This window comes from Pseudomonas sp. NBRC 111143 (assembly GCF_001320965.1).
GTDB lineage: Bacteria > Pseudomonadota > Gammaproteobacteria > Pseudomonadales > Pseudomonadaceae > Aquipseudomonas > Aquipseudomonas machongensis.
The window spans coordinates 21,364-39,717 of record NZ_BCBT01000060.1 but is presented as its reverse complement, the minus strand read 5'-3'; the positions used below and the strand labels follow the sequence as shown (position 1 = coordinate 39,717).

Sequence of the window (18,354 nt, the reverse complement as noted above, 5' to 3'; positions counted from 1 at the left end):
CCTCACATTGATATTTGAGTAAAAACCTCTTCCTTTCGTATTAATTACGTACAGTCTCGCAAGCTCGCCAATCGTTCAGTTTAGGCCGCCATTTTCAGGGGCCAGACCCGCTTCGGCCGTGATTTGGGACAACAGCGCCACTTGGGAATCAGTAAAAATGCGTGCGTCACTTTTCACCGTTCTTCCTCTCGCCCTTGCAGCCTCCATTGCCCAAGCACAAACCCTGCCGCAAGCCATGCAACAGGCCTTGGACGTGCACCCGGAAATCCAGGCCGGGGTCAACGCCCGCACCGCCGCGGACTATCAACTGCGCGCCGCGCAGGGTGGTTACCTGCCGCGCGTCGACATGACCGCCGGCTACGGCCGCGAGGGCAGCGATTCGCCGAGTACGTCGCATCGCTGGGAGACTTTGAACCGGGGTGAGTCAAGTATCCGTCTCCGCCAAATGGTTTTTGACGGTTTTGCCACCTCCAGCGAAGTGGGCCGTCAGCAAGCCACGGTCAACGCTCGTGCCTACTCCCTGATGGGCACCTCCGAGCGCACCGCGCTGACCGTTGCCCAGGTCTATCTCGATGTCCTGTCGCGCCGCGAGATGGTGCGCCTGGCCGAAGACAACCTGCGCAACCACGAACGCATCCTCGACCAGATCAAGCTGCGCACCAGCCGTGGCGTCGGCCGCCTGGCCGATCTCGACCAGGCCGAAGCGCGTCTGGCGCAGGCGCGTAACAACCTGATCACCGAGCAGACCAACCTGGCCGATGCCAACACCAACTACCTGAGCGTGATCGGGCAAATGCCTGACGAACTGAGCACGCCTGCGCCGTTCATCGACCTGCTGCCGGCCACCCTGGACGAGGCTCGTCACCAGATGGTCGAGAGCAGCCCGATCCTGCGCTCGGCAGAATCCGACATCGCTGCCGCCGAGAAGCAATACGAAGCGGCAAAGTCTAGTTTCTATCCGCGTTTTGATGCAGAGCTCGGACGGACGGCAGACAACAACCTCGACGGTTCGGTCGGCCACAACAATGAGTGGCAGGCCATGCTGCGCATGAACTTCAACCTTTATGCCGGTGGCAGCAACAAGGCCGACCTGGAATCGAAGTCGTATCTGGCCAACCAGGCGCTGGATATTCGCAACAACGCCTTGCGTCAGCTCAATGAGGAGTTAGGCTTGGCATGGAATGCTCTGGACAACGCCAACGCCCAGTTGCCGATCGCCCAGCAGTATGTCGATCACAGCACCCGGGTGCGCAGCGCCTACCAGCAGCAGTTCGGCCTGGGCGAGCGAACCCTGCTTGACCTGCTCGACAGCGAGAATGAAACCTTCACTGCGCAACGTCGTCTGGTAGAAGTGAAGAACACTCAGTTGTTTACTCAGTACCGAATCAAGGCGACCATTGGTCAATTGCTGAAGAGCCAGGGTGTCGTAGCCCCCATGGCGACCGTCGTACAGAACGACCTGAAGCCAAAGGTGAACCTGCCAGGCATGAACTGAAGGCGCACCTGTCCTATCCAACCGCAAGGATGAAGAGAGCGCCGCGTGGAATCTGAAGTCAGTCGAGTACAACTCAACCATGATCCACGCAGTCAGCATGACGATCCGCTACTGGACAGCCTGCTGACCCTGTGTGTCCTGCACCAGAAACCCGCCAGCCGGGCCATGCTCACCACCGGCCTGCCGCTGCCGGCGCAGCGCCTGAGCGTCGAGCTGCTGCCGCGTGCCGCAGCTCGCGCGGGGTTGCAGGGGCGCCTGCTGCAGCGCAAGCTCGAGCAGATCCCCAGCATCGCCATGCCGGCGATGCTGCTTCTGAAGGAAGGGCGCAGTGCCGTCCTGCTCGGTTGGGAGAATGAAGACACCGCACGCCTGTTGCTCAGCGAGAGTGACGGCGGGGAAGTGCTGGTCACCCGCGAGGCGCTGCTCAGCGACTACAGCGGCAAGGTGTTCTTCGCCCAGCCGCAGCACAAGTTCGACGTCAACCACGGTAACCTGATCCCGCGCGCGCGCTCCTGGTTCCGCGACACCCTGATGCGCAGCAAATGGCTGTACATCGACGCCATCGCCGCCAGCCTGGTGATCAACCTGATTGCCCTGGCGGCGCCGCTGTTCGTGATGAACGTCTATGACCGCGTGGTGCCCAACCAAGCCACCTCGACGCTGTGGGTGCTAGCAGTGGGCATCGCCGGTGCCTACGTCTTCGACCTCATCCTCAAGGGGCTGCGCAGCCTCTGTCTGGACCTTGCCGGCAAGAAGACCGACCTGATCATTTCCGCGACGCTGTTCGAGCGTATCGTCGGCATGTCGATGAAGTACCGCCCCGCGCGGGTCGGCAGCTTTGCGCAGAACATCCACGAGTTCCAGGGGCTGCGCGACTTCCTCGCTTCGCTCACCCTCACCAGCCTGATCGACCTGCCGTTTACCCTGCTGATCCTGACGGTGATCGCCATCATCGGTGGGCACCTGGTATGGATCCCGGTATTGGCCTTCCCGCTGGCCCTGGGCATCGGCTATGCCCTGCAGAAACCATTGATGGCGACGATGGAGCGCACCATGGCGCTGGCTTCCGAGCGCCAGTCCAGCCTCATCGAGACCCTTGCCGGGCTGGATGCGGTCAAGGTCAACAACGCCGAGAGCGAGCGCCAGTACATGTGGGAGCAGACCCTCGGCACCCTCAGCCGCCTCGAACTGCGGGTCAAGGTACTGTCGGGCCTGGCGATGAACATCACCATGCTGATCCAGCAGCTCGCCGGTGTGGCGATGATCTGCGTTGGCGTGTACCTGATCATCGACGGCAACCTCAGCATGGGCGGCCTGGTGGCCTGCTACATGCTCAGTGGTCGCGCGCTTGGCCCGCTGGGCCAGCTCAATGGTCTGCTGGCCCGCTACCAGCAGGCCAAGGTGACCATGGTCGCCACCGACCAGATGATGGAGCTGCCCCAGGAGCGCAATTTCGAAGAGCGTCCGCTGAGCCGCCAGGTGCTGCAGGGTGCGGTTGAGTTCCGCGGCGTCGAGTTCACCTATCCGAACCAGCAGAACCAGGCGCTCAAGGGCATCAACCTGGTCATTCGACCTGGCGAGAAGGTCGGCATCATCGGCCGCAGTGGTTCGGGCAAGAGCTCGCTGGCCAAGTTGATCGTCGGCCTTTATGAAGCCGACGGCGGCTCGCTGCTGGTCGATGGCGTCGATATCCGCCAGATCGACGTCAGCGAGTTGCGCCACAACATCGGCTATGTGCCCCAGGATATCCAACTGCTGGCCGGGACCCTGCGCGACAACCTGGTCAGCGGCGCCCGCTACATCGAGGATGAGCTGATCCTGCAGGCAGCAGAGTTGGCCGGCGTGCATGAATTCGCCCGTCTTCACCCCGACGGCTATGAGCTGCAGGTTGGCGAGCGCGGCCAGAATCTCTCCGGCGGCCAGCGCCAGAACGTCGCCCTGGCCCGTGCGCTGCTGCTCAATCCGCAGATCTTGCTGCTCGACGAACCCACCAGTGCCATGGACAACACCGGCGAAGAGCGCCTCAAGCAGCGCCTGGGTGCGGTGATCGAAGGCAAGACCGTGTTGCTGGTCACGCACCGGGCATCGTTGCTGTCGCTGGTGGACCGGTTGATCGTCATCGATCGTGGACAGATCGTCGCGGATGGCCCGAAAGCCGCCGTCATGGAAGCGCTGAAGAAGGGGCAGATCAGTGTTGCATAAGCTGGATTTCGGGCGTTTCAAGGACAACCTGCGCCGCTATTTCAAAGGCTCCGAATCGCTGGCAGGCCAGCCGCTGCCAGAGGTCAACAAGGCGCTGATCGAGGATGCGCCGCGCATCGTGCGCCTGACCATCTGGGGCGTGATTGCCTTCTTCGTGTTCCTGATCGTATGGGCCAGCGTTGCGCCCATCGATGAAGTGACGCGCGGTGAAGGCAAGGCTATTCCTTCGTCCAAGGTACAGAAGGTGCAGAACCTCGAGGGCGGCATCGTCGCGCAGATCTACGCGAAGGAAGGCGAGATCGTCGAAGTCGGCCAACCGCTGCTGCGTCTGGACGAAACCCGCTTCGCCTCCAACGTCGACGAGACCGAGGCCTCGCGCCTGGCCATGGCCCTGCGCGTGCAGCGCCTGAGCGCCGAGGTCGACGACACGCCGCTGCAGATCGATGAAGAACTGCGCAAGGCCGCGCCGAGCCAGGCTGCCAGCGAGCAGTCGCTGTACCAGAGCCGACGCCAGCAGTTGCATGACGAGATCAGTGGTCTGGAGCAGCAACTGGTGCAGAAGCAGCAGGAACTGCGCGAGTTCAACTCCAAGCGCGCCCAGTACGCCAACAGCCTGCAGTTGCTGCGCCAGGAAATCTCCATGTCCGAGCCGCTGGTGGCCCAGGGGGCGATCTCGCAGGTCGAGGTGCTGCGCCTGCGTCGCGCCGAAGTCGAGAACCGTGGCCAGATGGACTCTACCGCCCTGGCCATTCCCCGTGCCGAAGCGGCGATCAAGGAAGTGCAGAGCAAGATCGAGGAGACCCGCGGCAAGTTCCGCAGCGAGGCGCTCACCCAGCTCAACGAGGCTCGCACCGAGCTGAACAAGGCTACGGCCACCAGCAAGGCGCTGGATGACCGGGTCAACCGCACCATGGTCACATCGCCTGTGCGCGGTATCGTCAAGCAACTGCTGGTGAACACCATCGGCGGCGTGATCCAGCCGGGCAGCGACATCATCGAGATCGTGCCGCTGGACGATACGCTGGTGGTAGAGGCGAAGATCCTGCCCAAGGATATCGCCTTCCTGCACCCCGGCCAGGAGGCCACGGTGAAATTCACCGCCTACGACTACACCATCTATGGCGGCATGAAGGCCAAGCTCGAGCAGATCGGTGCCGACACCATCACCGACGAAGACAAGAAGACCACCTACTACCTGATCAAGCTGCGCACCGACAGGAGCCACCTGGGCTCTGACGAGAAGCCGCTGCTGATCATCCCCGGCATGGTCGCCACGGTGGATATCCTTACCGGCAAGAAGACCATCATGAGCTACCTGCTCAAGCCGATCATCAAGGCGCGCTCCGAGGCGTTGCGCGAGCGGTGATAACGACCCGGCTCTTTCCTTGTCCGAGCAACTGTCTTGCTCAAAATCTAAAGGCCAGCCCAATCCCTGGGGAGCGGGCTTGCCCGCGAATCAGATACCGTGCTGCATGGCACCGGCTTCGCCGGTGATCGCGGGACAAGCCCGCTCCCACAAGTAACACCGCAGTATTCAGAAGTTGCGTAGCTCTAGGAGCAACTGTCTTGTTCGAAATCTAATGACCAGCCCAATCCCTGGGGGAGCGACGAACCGCCGCTTGTACGGTAAATCGTTATCGCAGCTTTTTCGCCAGGCCATCACAGCCCGTATATGCATATTCTCTAAAGATATTTAAATTTCCATTCTTATGACTTTATAGTCACTCCCACTGCGTACCTGCCGACCAATCGGCGCGCCGCACGACTCGAACCCACACGGGAAATCCCCGTGCGTTTCTGAATCGATGCGCGCCCCTGAAAGTCGCGCACTGCGTGGGAGTGAACAATGTCAGCCGCCTCGAACGCCTTGTCGTCCATCGACAGCGCACAGCCGCAACGCTTCGAAATCCGCCCGTTCTCCGGTGCCGTGGGTGCCGAGATCATTGGGCTGGACCTGTCCCGGCCGGTCAACGCCGAAGATTTCAACCGCATTCATCGCGCCCATCTGGACCATCACGTCCTGGTGTTCCGCGACCAGCGCATCACCCCCGAACAGCAGATCGCCTTCAGCCGCCGTTTCGGCGTACTGCAGATCCATGTGCTCAAGCAGTTCCTGCTGGAAAACCATCCCGAGATTCTGATCGTTTCCAACATCATCGAAGACGGTCGCAACATTGGCCTGGGTGATGCCGGCAAGTTCTGGCATTCGGACCTCTCCTACAGAGAGCTGCCGAGCCTCGGTTCGATGCTGCACGCCCAGGAACTGCCCAGCGAGGGCGGCGACACCCTGTTCGCCGACATGCACAAGGCCTGGGACGCTGTGCCCGATGCGCTGCGCAAGGTGGTCGAGGGACGCAGCGCTGCGCATTCCTATACCGCTCGTTATTCGGAAACCAAGTTCGAGGGCAACTGGCGCCCGACCCTGACCGCCGAGCAACTGGCCCAGGTCAACGAAGTCATCCACCCGGTGGTACGCACTCACCCGGAGAACGGCCGCAAGGCGCTGTTCGTCAGTGAGGGCTTCACCACTCGCATCGTCGGCCTGCCCGATGACGAAAGCCGCGATGTACTGCAGCAGCTCTACGCCCTGAGCGTGCTTGAGCAGAACATCTACCGCCACGCCTGGCAGCCCCACGACATGGTGTTCTGGGACAACCGTTCGCTGATCCACCTGGCCGCCGGCTGCCCCGCGCACCTGCGCCGCAAGCTCTACCGCACCACCATCCAGGGCGATGCCCCGTTCTGACGACTGAGGACCCTCATCATGCGTAAATCCATCAGCCGCCTGGCGGCCAGCATCGGCCTGGGCGCCAGCCTGATCGTAGGCGGCCTCGCGGCGCCGGCGGTGGCCCAGGCCGAAGGCAAGATCCGTATCGCCGAGCAGTTCGGCATCGTGTACCTGTTGCTCAACGTCGTTCGTGACCAGCAACTGATCGAGAAGCACGGCAAGGAGCAGGGCATCGACATTCAGGTCGACTGGGCGCAGCTTTCCGGGGGCGCGGCGATCAACGATGCGTTGCTGTCGGGCTCTGTGGATATCGCCGGCGCCGGCGTCGGGCCGTTGCTCACCGTCTGGGATCGCACCTACGGCCGGCAGAACGTCAAGGCCGTGGCCTCGCTGGGCAACTTCCCGTACTACCTGGTCAGCAGCAACCCCAATGTGAAGACCATCGCCGACATTTCCGAGAAGGACCGTATCGCCGTGCCTGCGGTGGGTGTTTCGGTACAGTCGCGCTTCCTGCAATACGCGGCGGCCAAGCAGTGGGGCGACAAGGAGTACAACCGCCTCGACAAGTACACCCTGGCCGTGCCGCATCCAGATGCCACAGCCGCGCTGCTGGCCGGCGGCACCGAACTCAACGGGCATTTCTCCAACCCACCGTTCCAGGACCAGGCGCTGGCCAACAAGAACGTGCACATCGTGCTCAACAGCTACGACCTGCTCGGCCCCAACTCGCCAACCCTGCTGTTCGCCACCGAGAAGTTCCGCAAGGACAACCCCAAGACCTACAAGGCGTTCGTCGATGCGCTCGCCGAAGCCGCCGACTTCGCCCAGAAAGACAAGGCCGCAGCCGCCGATACCTACATCCGCGTGACCAAGGCCAAGATCGATCGCAACGCGTTGATCAAGCTGATCGACAACCCGCAGTACGAGTTCACCATCACGCCGAAGAACACTTACCCACTGGCCGAATTCCTCTACCGGGTCGGCGCCATCAAGCACAAGCCCGAGTCGTGGAAGGACTACTTCTTCCAGGATGAGCGCCCATTGCAAGGGAGCTGATCGACCATGACCGCCCCATTGCCAGGCCACACGGCCAGCAACCTGAGCCGTGTCGACACCCCACCGCTGCTCAAGGTGGACAATCTCAGCCTCGAATACCGCACCGCGCAGCGCGTGGTGCGGGCTACTCACCAGGTCAGCTTCGAAGTCGATCGCGCCGACCGCTTCGTACTGTTGGGCCCGTCCGGGTGCGGCAAGTCGACCTTGCTCAAGGCCGTGGCCGGTTTCATCGAGCCGCGCGAAGGGCAGATCCTGTTGCAGGGCCAGCCGGTCAAGGGCCCAGGTCCTGACCGCATTGTCGTGTTCCAGGAGTTCGACCAGTTGCCGCCATGGAAGACGGTCAAGCAGAACGTCATGTTTCCGCTGCTGGTCTCTGGCCAACTCAAGCGCGCCGAGGCCGAGGCGCGGGCGCTGCACTATCTGGAGAAGGTCGGCCTGGCCGCCTTCGCCGATGCCTACCCGCACACCTTGTCTGGCGGCATGAAGGCGCGCGTGGCGATTGCCCGCGCGTTGGCCACGCAGCCGAAGGTGCTGCTGATGGACGAGCCCTTCGCCGCGCTCGACGCCCTGACCCGGCGCAAGATGCAGGAAGAATTGCTGCTGTTGTGGGAAGAGGTGCGATTCACGCTGCTGTTCGTCACCCACTCTATCGAGGAGGCGCTGGTGGTGGGCAACCGCATCCTCTTGCTGTCGCCGCATCCGGGACGGGTACGGGCCGAGGTGCACAGCCACCAATACGATCTGGGCAGCCTGGGTGGCAGCGATTTCCAGGCCAGCGCCCGGCGTATCCATCGCCTGCTGTTCGACGAAGCCGGTGAGCCGGAGCAGGCTTCGGACCTGGGCTTCAACGATATCCGCATCGCTTACTGACAGGAGGAGCCTGCGCATGACGACCACACCTGCACGCCAGGAATACGAAGTGCCGTTGCAGCCCCTGCCAGGGCTTTCGCTGGAGCGTGATCTGCCGCTTGCCCAACGTCTGTGGCAACAGGCCTGGTTGCGCAAGACCGTGATTCTTGTGCTGCTCGCCTTGATCTGGGAGGCGGTGGCGCGCTACACCGCCAACGACCTGCTGCTGCCGACCTTTCTGCAAACGGCGGTGGCGTTCTGGGACGGGATGGTCAGTGGCGAGCTGCCGGCGAAAGTCGGGGTCTCGCTGGTGGTGCTGCTCAAGGGCTATGTGCTCGGGATCGTACTGGCCTTCGGTTTGACCAGCCTGGCGGTCTCGACCCAGTTCGGCCGCGACCTGCTGGGTACCCTGACCTCCATGTTCAACCCACTGCCGGCCATCGCACTGTTGCCGCTAGCCCTCTTGTGGTTTGGCTTGGGCGACAACAGCCTGATCTTCGTGCTGGTGCACTCGGTGCTCTGGGCACTGGCGCTCAACACCTACGCGGGCTTTCTCGGGGTGTCCGAGACCCTGCGCATGGCCGGGCGCAACTATGGCCTGCGTGGGTTGCGCCTGGTGCTGCACATCCTGGTGCCGGCGGCATTGCCGTCGATTCTCTCGGGTCTGAAGATCGGCTGGGCCTTCGCCTGGCGCACCCTGATCGCCGCCGAGCTGGTGTTCGGCGCCAGCAGCGGCAAGGGCGGGCTGGGCTGGTACATCTTCCAGAACCGCAACGAGCTGTATACCGACAAGGTGTTTGCCGGGTTGGCGGTGGTGATCCTGATCGGCTTGCTGGTGGAGGGCCTGGTGTTCAATACCCTCGAGCGGTTGACCGTACGGCGTTGGGGGATGCAGAGGTAATTCCGCGCGCAAGCAGGTTGGGTGCCTGTTTCCGTGTTATCAGGTCAGGTATCGGGCGGCCGCATTACTCAGCGTCTTGTGAATCTCATCTCTCAGGGCTTCCGGCTGCTCGACCACCACGGCCTCACCCTGGCCCAATACCCACCAGCGTAACGTCCAGCCGTCTTCTACTGTCGCCCGCAGTCGATGGCCATGGTGCAGCGCCGTCAACTGCATGTTCGCGCTCAACGGCACTTCTCGCAGCTGTCGCGCCAGCTGATCGCTGACCCACGCCTGCAGTTCCAGCCCCGTGCCCTGACGGGGCTGCTGCGGGTCGCCACGCAGGTAGTCGAGCAAGTCGAAATTGCCACGCGGCTCGCCCATGGCGCTGGCCGACCAATGCCAGCCGAATGGAATGCTCTTGTCATTGCGCTCCAGCGGAAAGATCAGCGACAGCTCGTTGAGGTCGCGCTCGACCGTACGCTTGCTGACATTGAAGCCGACATCGCGCAGGCGCCAGACCAGTTCGGCGCTGGTGACTCCCGGTGAGCGACTGGGCAATTGACGCAGCAGCGCCCACTGGCGGCTGAGGGTGGCGCGGGTAGTGGCGAACGGCAAAGGGTAACGTCCTTGTCTAGGCTTGCGGCATTAGCATGGCGGGCACCGCGGCAGATGGCAATTCGCTACTTTGCGCTGAGATCGCGGATCCGCGATTTGGTTGCGTCGAGGTGAATCGTTCGCGACAGGTTTCGTCGTGTCGTCGCGCAGAATCGCCTCATCACAGTCGAGGTCGGAACTGTGGGACGTTCAATGAGGATGAACATGTCTGCTGTCAGCAATATCCATTCGCTGCTCGCCCGTCTCCTGCCCGAGCGCATCGTGCCTGCGCCAGCCATTCCCCGGCGACACCTGCGCCTGTTCGCTGGCGTCGGCATGCCCACCCAGTGGGCGGTGCTGGGTGAGCGCTCTGCGCTGGTGAGCCGTCTGGACGAGGCAGTGGATGTGCAGGCGATCTACACCGACCTGCGGCACCAGGCACTGGAGGGCAATGCCGCGGTGCTCAACGACCTGGGCTGGATCTGGCTCAATGGCCGCTACTGGCGCGCCGACACGGCGCTGGCCAGCCATCTGCTGCGCATGGCCGCGCTGCAGGGCAACGCCGCAGCCTGGTTCAACCTGGGGCAGCAGCACTATTTCGGCAAGGGTGTGACGGTGTGCTATGCCACCGCCGCGGAGCATTACCGGCATGCTTTCGAACGTGGCCTGTCGCACGCTGCTGCGGCCCTGGGCGACCTGTACGAGGAAGAAGTCTGCGATGCCGATCAGGACTGGGAGGTAAACCCGGCCGAGGCATACCAGTGGTTCCTGCGCGGGGCCCAGCGTGGCGAGGCACGTTGCCGGTTCGAGGTGGGCTACCGGCTGTTGCATGGACTGCATGTCGAGTCGGATACGCGGGCGGCGCTGTACTGGCTGGAGCTTGCCGCGGGGGCGGGGGTGATGCAGGCGGCCGAGGAGCTGGCGGTGCATTTCAGTCGCAGCGATGAAGGACGCTACCTGGAGTGGCGCGACCAGGCGATCGCGCTGGGCAGCACCCTGGCCTTGACCATGAAGCTGGAGGACCAGGTTCAGCCTTGAGTCCGTTGGGGTGGTGGTGAGGCCTTCGCGGGCAAGCCCGCTCCCACAAGCACACTGTTCATCGCCCCCGGTTGACGAAGGGGGGAGGGCTGGGCGTATATTGATAGTTAGCAAACTATGAATATCCTCGGTTCTTCCACATGACACTCGACGCACTGCACCTGAAAGTCAGCAGCGGCATGGTCGTTGCCGGTCGCCACTGGCGGCGCATCTGCCATGCCGCACTGACCGGCTATGGCATCTCCGAAGCCTGTGCGGTGCCGTTGCTGATGATCGTGCGCCTGGGCGATGGTGTGCACCAGGTGGCCGTGGCCCAGGCCGCGGGCCTGGAAAGCCCGTCGCTGGTGCGTCTGCTCGACCAACTGTGCAAGGCCGGGCTGGTGTGCCGCACCGAGGATCCGCTCGACCGACGTGCCAAGGCGCTGAGCCTGACCGCCGAAGGCCGCACCCTGGCCGAATCCATCGAGCGCGAGCTGGTACGTCTGCGCCGCGAGGTGCTGCACGGTATCTCGGCCGCCGACCTGGAAGCCACCCTGCGGGTCATCCACGCCTTCGAAGTCGCTGCACAGGGGACGCCGGTGTGAACGGCTTCTTCAGTTCGGTACCGCCGGCGCGCGACTGGTTCTACGGCGTGCGTACCTTCGCCGCGTCGATGATTGCCCTGTACATCGCCTTGCTGATGCAACTGCCGCGCCCCTACTGGGCGATGGCCACGGTCTATATCGTGTCCAGCCCCTTCGTCGGCCCCACCAGTTCCAAGGCCTTGTACCGCGCAGTCGGCACGCTGCTCGGTGCTGGCGGCGCGGTGCTGCTGGTGCCGCCGCTGGTGCAGTCACCGTTGTTGCTGAGCATCGCCATCGCCCTGTGGACCGGCACCTTGCTGTTCCTTTCGCTGAACCTGCGCACGGCCAACAATTACATGCTGATGCTGGCCGGCTACACATTGCCGATGATCGCCCTGGCCGTGGTCGACAACCCGCTCGCGGTGTTCGATGTCGCCTCGTCGCGGGCGCAGGAAATCTGCCTTGGCATCGTCTGCGCCGCGGTGGTGGGTGCGATCTTCTGGCCGCGTCGCCTGGCGCCGGTGGTGGTGGGCGCCACGGGCACCTGGTTTGGCGAGGCGATCCGCTACAGCGATCTGTACCTGAGCCGAGACACTGACGCCGGAAAGGTCGCGGGCCTGCGCGGCTCGATGGTTGCCACTTTCAACAGCCTGGAGCTGATGATCGGCCAGCTCGGCCACGAAGGCGCCGGCCCGCACACCGTGAAGAACGCCCGGGAACTGCGCGGCCGCATGATCCACCTGCTGCCGGTGATCGATGCCCTTGATGATGCGCTGGTCGCCCTCGAAGGTCGCGCGCCGGAGCAGTTCGCACAAGTCCAGCCGCTGCTGGCATCGGCCCGAGAGTGGCTCAAGGGCACTGCCGACAGCGCTTCGGTCGCGCGTTGGACCGCGCTGCACGAGCAGATCGACCGCCTGCAACCGCACGCCGATGCGCTCGATCAGCGCCATGCCCTGCTGCTGTCCAACGCCCTCTACCGCCTCAGCGAATGGCTCGATCTCTGGCAGGATTGCTGCACCCTACAGCATGCCCTGCGCCTGGACGACACCAAGCCCTGGCGTGCGGTCTACCGTCATTGGCGGCTGGGCCGCCTGACGCCATTCTTCGACCGCGGCCTGATGCTGTATTCGGTGTTCTCCACCGTCACCGCGATCGTCGTCGCCTGTGGCCTGTGGATCGGCCTGGGGTGGAACGACGGCGCCAGTGCCGTGATCCTCGCCGCCGTGGCCTGCAGCTTCTTTGCGGCGATGGACGACCCGGCGCCGCAGATCTACCGCTTTTTCTTCTGGACGCTGATGTCGGTGATCTTCTCCAGCGTCTACCTGTTCCTGGTGCTGCCGAACCTGCACGACTTCCCGATGTTGGTGCTGGCATTCGCCGTACCCTTCATCGTGGTCGGCACCCTCACCGTGCAGCCGCGTTTCTACCTCGGCACCCTGCTGACCATCGTCAACACCTCGACCTTCATCAGCATCCAGGGCGCCTACGACGCCGACTTCTTCACCTTCCTCAATGCCAACCTGGCAGGCCCGGTCGGGCTGCTGTTTGCCTTCATCTGGACCTTGGTGGTGCGCCCGTTCGGTGTGGAGCTGGCCGCCAAGCGCATGACCCGCTTCACCTGGCGCGACATCGTCGAGATGACCGAGCCTGCGACCCTGGCCGAACAGCGCAGGGTCGGCGTGCAGATGCTCGACCGCCTGATGCAGCATCTGCCGCGCCTGTCGCAGACCGGCCAGGACAGCGGCGTTGCCCTGCGCGACCTGCGTGTGGGCCTGAACCTGCTCGACCTGCTGGCCTACATGCCGCGTGTCGGCCAGCAGGCCCGCCAGCGCTTGCAGACGGTCATCGAGGAAGTCGGTGGTCACTACTCGAGCTGCCTGCGTGCCGGCGAGCGCCTGCACGCACCTGCAGCGCTGCTGCGCAACATGGAGCGGGCACGCCTGGCGTTGGCACTGGACGAGCTGAACGAGCGCGGCGAGCCCCGCGTTCACCTGCTGCATGCCCTGGCCGGCTTGCGTCTGGCGCTGTTGCCGGGCGTCGAGGTGATGCTCGAGCCGGTCGAACAACCGCAACTGCCACCTGGAATCGACGGAGCGCCGCTGTGATCGGTGAACTGGATATCAGCGGGGTGTTCCTGCCCACGCTGCTGGTGATGATGTTTGCCACCTACCTGCTGTTCCTGGGCGTGCACGCTGTGCTGGTGCGCCTGCATTTCTACCGCCTGGTCTGGCACCGGGCGTTGTTCAACGTTGCTCTCTACGCCGTACTGCTGGGTGCGGTGGATCACTTTTGCCGAAGCCTGATGCTGCCATGAAAAAACCGTTGTTGACCTTGGGCCGTGTGGTCCTGACATTGCTGGTGGTGACCTTCGCGGCCGTGCTGGTCTGGCAGATGGTCGTGTACTACATGTTCGCGCCCTGGACCCGCGACGGCCATATCCGCGCCGACGTGATCCAGATCGCCCCGGATGTGTCCGGGCTGATCCAGAAGGTCGAGGTGCGCGACAACCAGGTGGTCAAGCGTGGTGACGTGCTGTTCACCATCGATCAGGACCGCTTTGGCCTGGCCTTGCGCCAGGCCCAGGCGACCCTGGCCGAGCGCGAGGAAACCCTGGCCCAGGCCGCCCGCGAAACCCGGCGCAATCGCAAGCTGGGCAACCTGGTGGCGGCCGAGCAGCTCGAAGAGAGCCAGTCGCGCGAGGCTCGTGCCCGCTCGGCGGTGAGCGAGGCGCAGGTGGCGGTCGATACCGCCCAGCTCAACCTCGACCGTTCGGTGGTGCGCAGCCCGGTGGACGGCTACCTCAACGACCGCGCTCCGCGGGCCCATGAGTTCGTCACTGCGGGCCGACCGGTGCTGTCGGTGGTCGACAGCGCCTCGTACCATGTCGATGGCTACTTCGAGGAAACCAAGCTCAGTGGCATCCATGTCGGCGATGCCGTGGACATCCGCGTGATGGGCGATGACACACGCCTGCGCGGTCATGTCGAAAGCCTGTCGGCAGGGATCGAGGACCGTGACCGCGTCAGTGGCGCCAATCTGCTGCCCAACGTCAACCCGGCATTCAGCTGGGTGCGCCTGGCCCAGCGGATCCCGGTGCGCATCGCCTTCGATGAGGTGCCGGCAGATTTCCGCATGATCGCCGGGCGTACCGCCACGGTGTCGATCATCGAGGACCAGCGGCCATGAAACGCCTGATGCTTGCAGGGTTGGCGTTGTCGCTGGGTGCCTGCGCCATGGTCGGTCCCGATTACCAGGTCCCCGAGGATGCCGCGGTGCAGCGCAGCGACCTGAACGGCCCATTGCGTCAGGATGCCGCGAGCGTGGTGTCGGCGCCGGTGCCGGATGACTGGTGGCAGTTGTACCAGGACCCGCGTCTCAATGCGCTGGTGCGCCAGGCGTTGAGCGCCAACACCGAGCTGCGCGTGGCTGCGGCGAACATCGCCAAGGCTCGCGCGCAGGTCGAGGTCGCCGAGTCGCAGGGGGGCTTCAGCGGCGGCGCGAAGGCCGGCGCCCAGCGCCTGCAGGAGTCTGGCGAAGCTTTCCTGCTGCCGGAAAAAGTGCCGGTGGCCAACATCGGCGAGGCGATTCTCAGCGCCTCGTACCAGTTCGACCTGTGGGGCACCTTCAAGCGTGGCACCGAAGCTGCCAAGGCCAATGCCGACGCGGTTCAGGCCGCTGCCGACACTGCGCGCATCACCCTGGTGGCCGATGTGGTCAAGGCCTACACCCAGGTGTGCTCGGCCAATGAGGAATACCACATCGCCCGCGAATCGCTCGACCTGCAGCAGCAAAGCGTGCAGTTGAACCAGCGTCTGCGCGATGCTGGCCGTGGCGACGAGACCCTGGTCACCCGCTCGCAAACCCAGTTCAAGTCGTTGCGCGCCGAGTTGCCGCGCTTCAAGGCCGAGCGCGAGGCCGGGCTCTATACCCTCGCCGCATTGCTGGCCAAACCGGTCGACCAGTTGCCGCCGGGCACCGCCGAGTGCGCCGAGCTGCCGCATCTGGCCCAACTGATTCCGGTGGGCGATGGCGCGGCGCTGCTTAAGCGCCGTCCCGACGTGCGTCAGGCCGAGCGCCAACTGGCGGCTGCCACTGCGACCATTGGCGTGGCCACCGGCGCCCTGTATCCGAACATCAGCATTGGCGCCCAGGTCGGCACCATCGGCATTCTCGAAAACCTCGGCGAGCCTTCGACCAACCGCTGGGGCTTTGGCCCGCAGATCAGCTGGGCCATCCCCACCAACGGCACCCGTGCCCGGATTCGCGAAGCCGAAGCCTCGACCCAGGCCGCGCTGGCGCATTTCGATGGCGTGGTGCTCAACGCCATCCGCGAAACCCAGACCCGCCTGGCGCAGTACAGCGCCCTGCTGGACCGTCGCGAAGCACTGGCCGATGCCGAGCGCTCGGCGCAGGAAGCGGCCGACCAGACCCATCGCCGCTATGAGGCCGGGCGTGAGTCATTCCTTGCCGACCTGCAGGCGACCCGCGCCTATACCGACGTGCGTGCGCAATTGGCGGCGGCCAATACCCAGGTGGCGATGGGGCAGATCGGTGTGTTCCTGGCCTTGGGTGGCGGCTGGAAGGCGACAGCGGCGCAGTGAGTGGCACCGCGTCGCGGTATTCGTGGGCCTGGTAGCGGCCTTGGAAGTGCTAGTCCAGGTCCCACTGAACCTGTAGGAGCGGGCTTGCCCGCGAAGCAGACGCCACGATCACATCGCGTGGAAAACGTTTGCGTATTTCCCGGTCCGACACTCAAGTATTCCTCCGCGACGCCGATCTACTAGCACCAGCGTCCCGGAAGAGGGCGCGATTTCCCGTTCAATAATAAAGCGGGTGGTCAGCGTGATCAGGATGATCCCGGCCTCTTGCCAGGAGCTTCGCCATGTCTCGACCCCGTGCCCGGATTGCCTCGCAACTCGGCGTCGCCCTCGCCATCGTGCTGGCGCTGGTGATCACCGGCAGTACCCTGTTCGCCCTGCGCTCGCTGGACGACGCCAACCTCGCCACCCGCCAGCAACACCTGGCCAGTGAAGCGCGGCTGCTGGCCGACCAGCTCGACACCTTCCACGGCTCGCTCAAGGACAACACCCAGCGCCTGAGTGGCCTGTTCGAGCGCCGCTTCGCCTCGGGCCTGTCGCTGCATGCCGGCGAGACCGTGCAGGTGGCCGGCCAGGCCACGCCTGCCCTGTACCTGGGCGATCAGCTGATGAACAACGACTTTCGGGTAGTCGATGAATTCCAGCAGATGACCGCCGGCATCGCGACGCTGTTCGTGCGCAGCGGCGACGACTTCGTGCGCATCACCACCAACCTCAAGAAACAGGACGGGAGCCGGGCCATTGGCACCCAGCTGGACCGCCAGCACCCGGCCTACAGCAAGCTGCTCGCCGGGCAGATGTATGTAGGGCGTGCGGTGCTGTTCGACCGTAACTACATGACCCGTTACGTGCCGGTGAGCGATGCCAGCGGCCGCGTGATCGCCGTGCTATTCGTCGGTTTCGACTACACCGATGCGCAGAACGCGCAGTTCGCCAATCTCAAGCGCTTCCGCATCGGCCAGACCGGCTCGCTGGCGCTGCTCGACAACCAGGGGCAGTGGCTGGTGCCGCCTGCGGGTGTGGCCGATGCGCAGGCTGCCGTTGCCGCTGTGGCCGGCCTGGGCGACAAAGGCCGCTTCTGGACCAACGGCCAGCAGCAACTGTTCAGCGTGGTCGAGCCCTTTGCCGAGGGGCCGTGGACCGTGGTGGCGAGCATGCCCGAGGCGGAAATTCGCGACGTGACCTGGAGTGTCGGCCTACGCCTGGCGATCGGCAGCCTGCTGGCGATGGTCCTGGCCGTGCTCGCCACGCTCTGGCTGCTGCGGCGCAAGCTTCGCCCACTGGACGACCTGGTGCGCCAGGCCGAAGCCCTGGGCGCGGGTGACCTCAGTGCACGCCTGGCGGTGACCAGCGAAGACGAGATCGGCCAGTTGGCGCGCAGCTTCAACCAGATGGGGAATGCCCTGGCGACCATGGTCGAGCACATTCGCAGTGCTTCCGAGCAGGTCAGCGCGCGCTCGCGCTCCCTGGCCGGGCTTTCGTCCGGTGCCTGCGAGGGCATGGAGCAGCAGTCAGGCGAGATCACCAGCATGGCTGGCGCCGTCGAGGAGTTCAGCGCCACCTCGATGAACATCGCCGAGAACATGGCCGGCACCGAGCGCATGGCCCAGGACAATGCCCAGCAGACGCGCATCGGCCGCAGCGCCATGGACCAGGCGTCCGTCTCGCTCAAGCAGATCGCCGAGGCGCTGGGTGGCACCGCCACAGTGATGGACAGCCTGGGCGCGCGTTCGCAGGAAATCGGCGGCATCGTCGGGGTCATCACCGCGATTGCCGAGCAGACCAACCTGCTGGCGCTCAACGCCGCCATCGAGGCGGCCCGCGCTGGCGAGCAGGGCCGTGGCTTCGCCGTGGTTGCCGACGAAGTACGTGGCCTGGCCGCGAGAACCCGCCAGGCCACCGATGAAATTTCCGGAATGATCGCCAGTATCCAGCAGCAGACCGGGCATGCGATCAGCACCCTGGAGCAGGGCAATCGCCTGATGCAGGAAGGCCTGGAACGCAACGAAAAGGTCGCCGAGGCACTGGCGCGCATCGACGAGCAGAGCCGCGCGGCGGGCGAACAGTTCACCGCCATCAGCACTGCGACCCAGGAGCAGAGCAGCACCGCGAACCTGCTCAGCCGTAACCTGCAGAGCATCGCCCAGGCCAACAGCGAGCAGCACGACGTAGCCAATGAGCTGGCGGCCACGGCCAAGGAGCTCGAGGGCCTGGCCGGGCAGTTGCGTCAGGAAGTGGATCGCTTCCGCGTAGGGGGTTGATCTGATCTGAACAGGGCTGCAATGCAGCCCTGTACGCAAGTTTTTCCGCACTGTCGTCGATCCCTTCCTAGACTTGTAAGTCTCCAC

The 18,354-nt window shown here is 64.3% G+C and carries 15 protein-coding genes and 1 pseudogene; 15 read left to right on the top strand and 1 reads right to left on the bottom strand.

Features of this window, described 5'->3' with window-relative positions; genetic code table 11:
• Positions 1 to 157: 157 nt before the first annotated feature.
• From APH44_RS24540 to APH44_RS24510, 7 genes are all read left to right on the top strand, one after another.
• On the top strand, positions 158 to 1,495 hold the full coding sequence (locus tag APH44_RS24540; protein ID WP_054895011.1) for a TolC family outer membrane protein: 1,338 nt from the start codon (positions 158 to 160) through the stop codon (positions 1,493 to 1,495).
• A 45-nt stretch (positions 1,496 to 1,540) separates the two neighbouring features.
• The gene (locus tag APH44_RS24535; protein WP_054895010.1) at positions 1,541 to 3,697 is read left to right on the top strand and encodes a type I secretion system permease/ATPase; all 2,157 of its coding nucleotides are present in this window, start codon (positions 1,541 to 1,543) and stop codon (positions 3,695 to 3,697) included.
• A complete protein-coding gene (locus APH44_RS24530) occupies positions 3,687 to 5,063 on the top strand; it encodes an HlyD family type I secretion periplasmic adaptor subunit (protein WP_054895009.1) in 1,377 nt (458 codons plus the stop codon). The genes APH44_RS24535 and APH44_RS24530 overlap by 11 nt, the downstream gene beginning before the upstream one ends.
• Before the next feature lie 480 nt (positions 5,064 to 5,543).
• Positions 5,544 to 6,443, top strand: coding sequence for a TauD/TfdA family dioxygenase (locus APH44_RS24525; RefSeq protein ID WP_054895008.1), 900 nt, complete (start codon positions 5,544 to 5,546; stop codon positions 6,441 to 6,443).
• A gap of 18 nt (positions 6,444 to 6,461) precedes the next feature.
• The gene (locus APH44_RS24520) at positions 6,462 to 7,481 is read left to right on the top strand and encodes an ABC transporter substrate-binding protein (RefSeq protein ID WP_054895007.1); all 1,020 of its coding nucleotides are present in this window, start codon (positions 6,462 to 6,464) and stop codon (positions 7,479 to 7,481) included.
• Positions 7,482 to 7,487: 6 nt separating this feature from the next.
• Positions 7,488 to 8,351, top strand: a complete 864-nt coding sequence (locus APH44_RS24515) for an ABC transporter ATP-binding protein (RefSeq protein ID WP_054895006.1) — start codon at positions 7,488 to 7,490, stop codon at positions 8,349 to 8,351.
• Between the two features lie 16 nt (positions 8,352 to 8,367).
• Positions 8,368 to 9,231, top strand: coding sequence for an ABC transporter permease (locus APH44_RS24510; RefSeq protein WP_054895005.1), 864 nt, complete (start codon positions 8,368 to 8,370; stop codon positions 9,229 to 9,231).
• Positions 9,232 to 9,270: 39 nt separating this feature from the next.
• Here the strand turns inward: APH44_RS24510 and APH44_RS24505 are convergent, their stop codons facing one another.
• Positions 9,271 to 9,828 carry a WYL domain-containing protein gene (locus tag APH44_RS24505; protein WP_054895004.1) on the bottom strand — a complete coding sequence of 186 codons (558 nt, stop codon included), beginning with the start codon at positions 9,826 to 9,828 and terminating at the stop codon, positions 9,271 to 9,273.
• Between the two features lie 204 nt (positions 9,829 to 10,032).
• On the opposite strand from APH44_RS24505, the gene APH44_RS24500 reads away from it, so the two are divergent.
• The 8 genes and pseudogenes from APH44_RS24500 to APH44_RS30765 all read left to right on the top strand — a co-directional run bounded on the left by APH44_RS24500 (position 10,033) and on the right by APH44_RS30765 (position 18,267).
• Positions 10,033 to 10,845: a tetratricopeptide repeat protein gene (locus APH44_RS24500; RefSeq protein WP_054895003.1), complete on the top strand. Its 813-nt coding sequence runs from the start codon at positions 10,033 to 10,035 to the stop codon at positions 10,843 to 10,845.
• 140 nt (positions 10,846 to 10,985) lie between these two features.
• Positions 10,986 to 11,429 carry a MarR family winged helix-turn-helix transcriptional regulator gene (locus APH44_RS24495; RefSeq protein ID WP_054895002.1) on the top strand — a complete coding sequence of 148 codons (444 nt, stop codon included), beginning with the start codon at positions 10,986 to 10,988 and terminating at the stop codon, positions 11,427 to 11,429.
• Positions 11,426 to 13,513 carry an FUSC family protein gene (locus APH44_RS24490; protein WP_054895001.1) on the top strand — a complete coding sequence of 696 codons (2,088 nt, stop codon included), beginning with the start codon at positions 11,426 to 11,428 and terminating at the stop codon, positions 13,511 to 13,513. The genes APH44_RS24495 and APH44_RS24490 overlap by 4 nt, the downstream gene beginning before the upstream one ends.
• The gene (locus APH44_RS24485) at positions 13,510 to 13,722 is read left to right on the top strand and encodes a DUF1656 domain-containing protein (RefSeq protein WP_054895000.1); all 213 of its coding nucleotides are present in this window, start codon (positions 13,510 to 13,512) and stop codon (positions 13,720 to 13,722) included. The genes APH44_RS24490 and APH44_RS24485 overlap by 4 nt, the downstream gene beginning before the upstream one ends.
• Complete coding sequence (locus APH44_RS24480) at positions 13,719 to 14,594, top strand: HlyD family secretion protein (protein ID WP_054894999.1); 876 nt, start codon at positions 13,719 to 13,721, stop codon at positions 14,592 to 14,594. The genes APH44_RS24485 and APH44_RS24480 overlap by 4 nt, the downstream gene beginning before the upstream one ends.
• Complete coding sequence (locus APH44_RS24475; RefSeq protein WP_054894998.1) at positions 14,591 to 16,009, top strand: efflux transporter outer membrane subunit; 1,419 nt, start codon at positions 14,591 to 14,593, stop codon at positions 16,007 to 16,009. Before APH44_RS24480 ends, APH44_RS24475 begins: the two co-directional genes overlap by 4 nt.
• Before the next feature lie 281 nt (positions 16,010 to 16,290).
• A pseudogene (locus APH44_RS30770) lies at positions 16,291 to 17,400 on the top strand (Cache 3/Cache 2 fusion domain-containing protein); the annotation flags it as partial.
• Positions 17,398 to 18,267, top strand: a complete 870-nt coding sequence (locus APH44_RS30765) for a methyl-accepting chemotaxis protein (RefSeq protein WP_371264439.1) — start codon at positions 17,398 to 17,400, stop codon at positions 18,265 to 18,267. The pseudogene APH44_RS30770 and the gene APH44_RS30765, both read left to right, overlap by 3 nt.
• Positions 18,268 to 18,354: the final 87 nt, after the last annotated feature.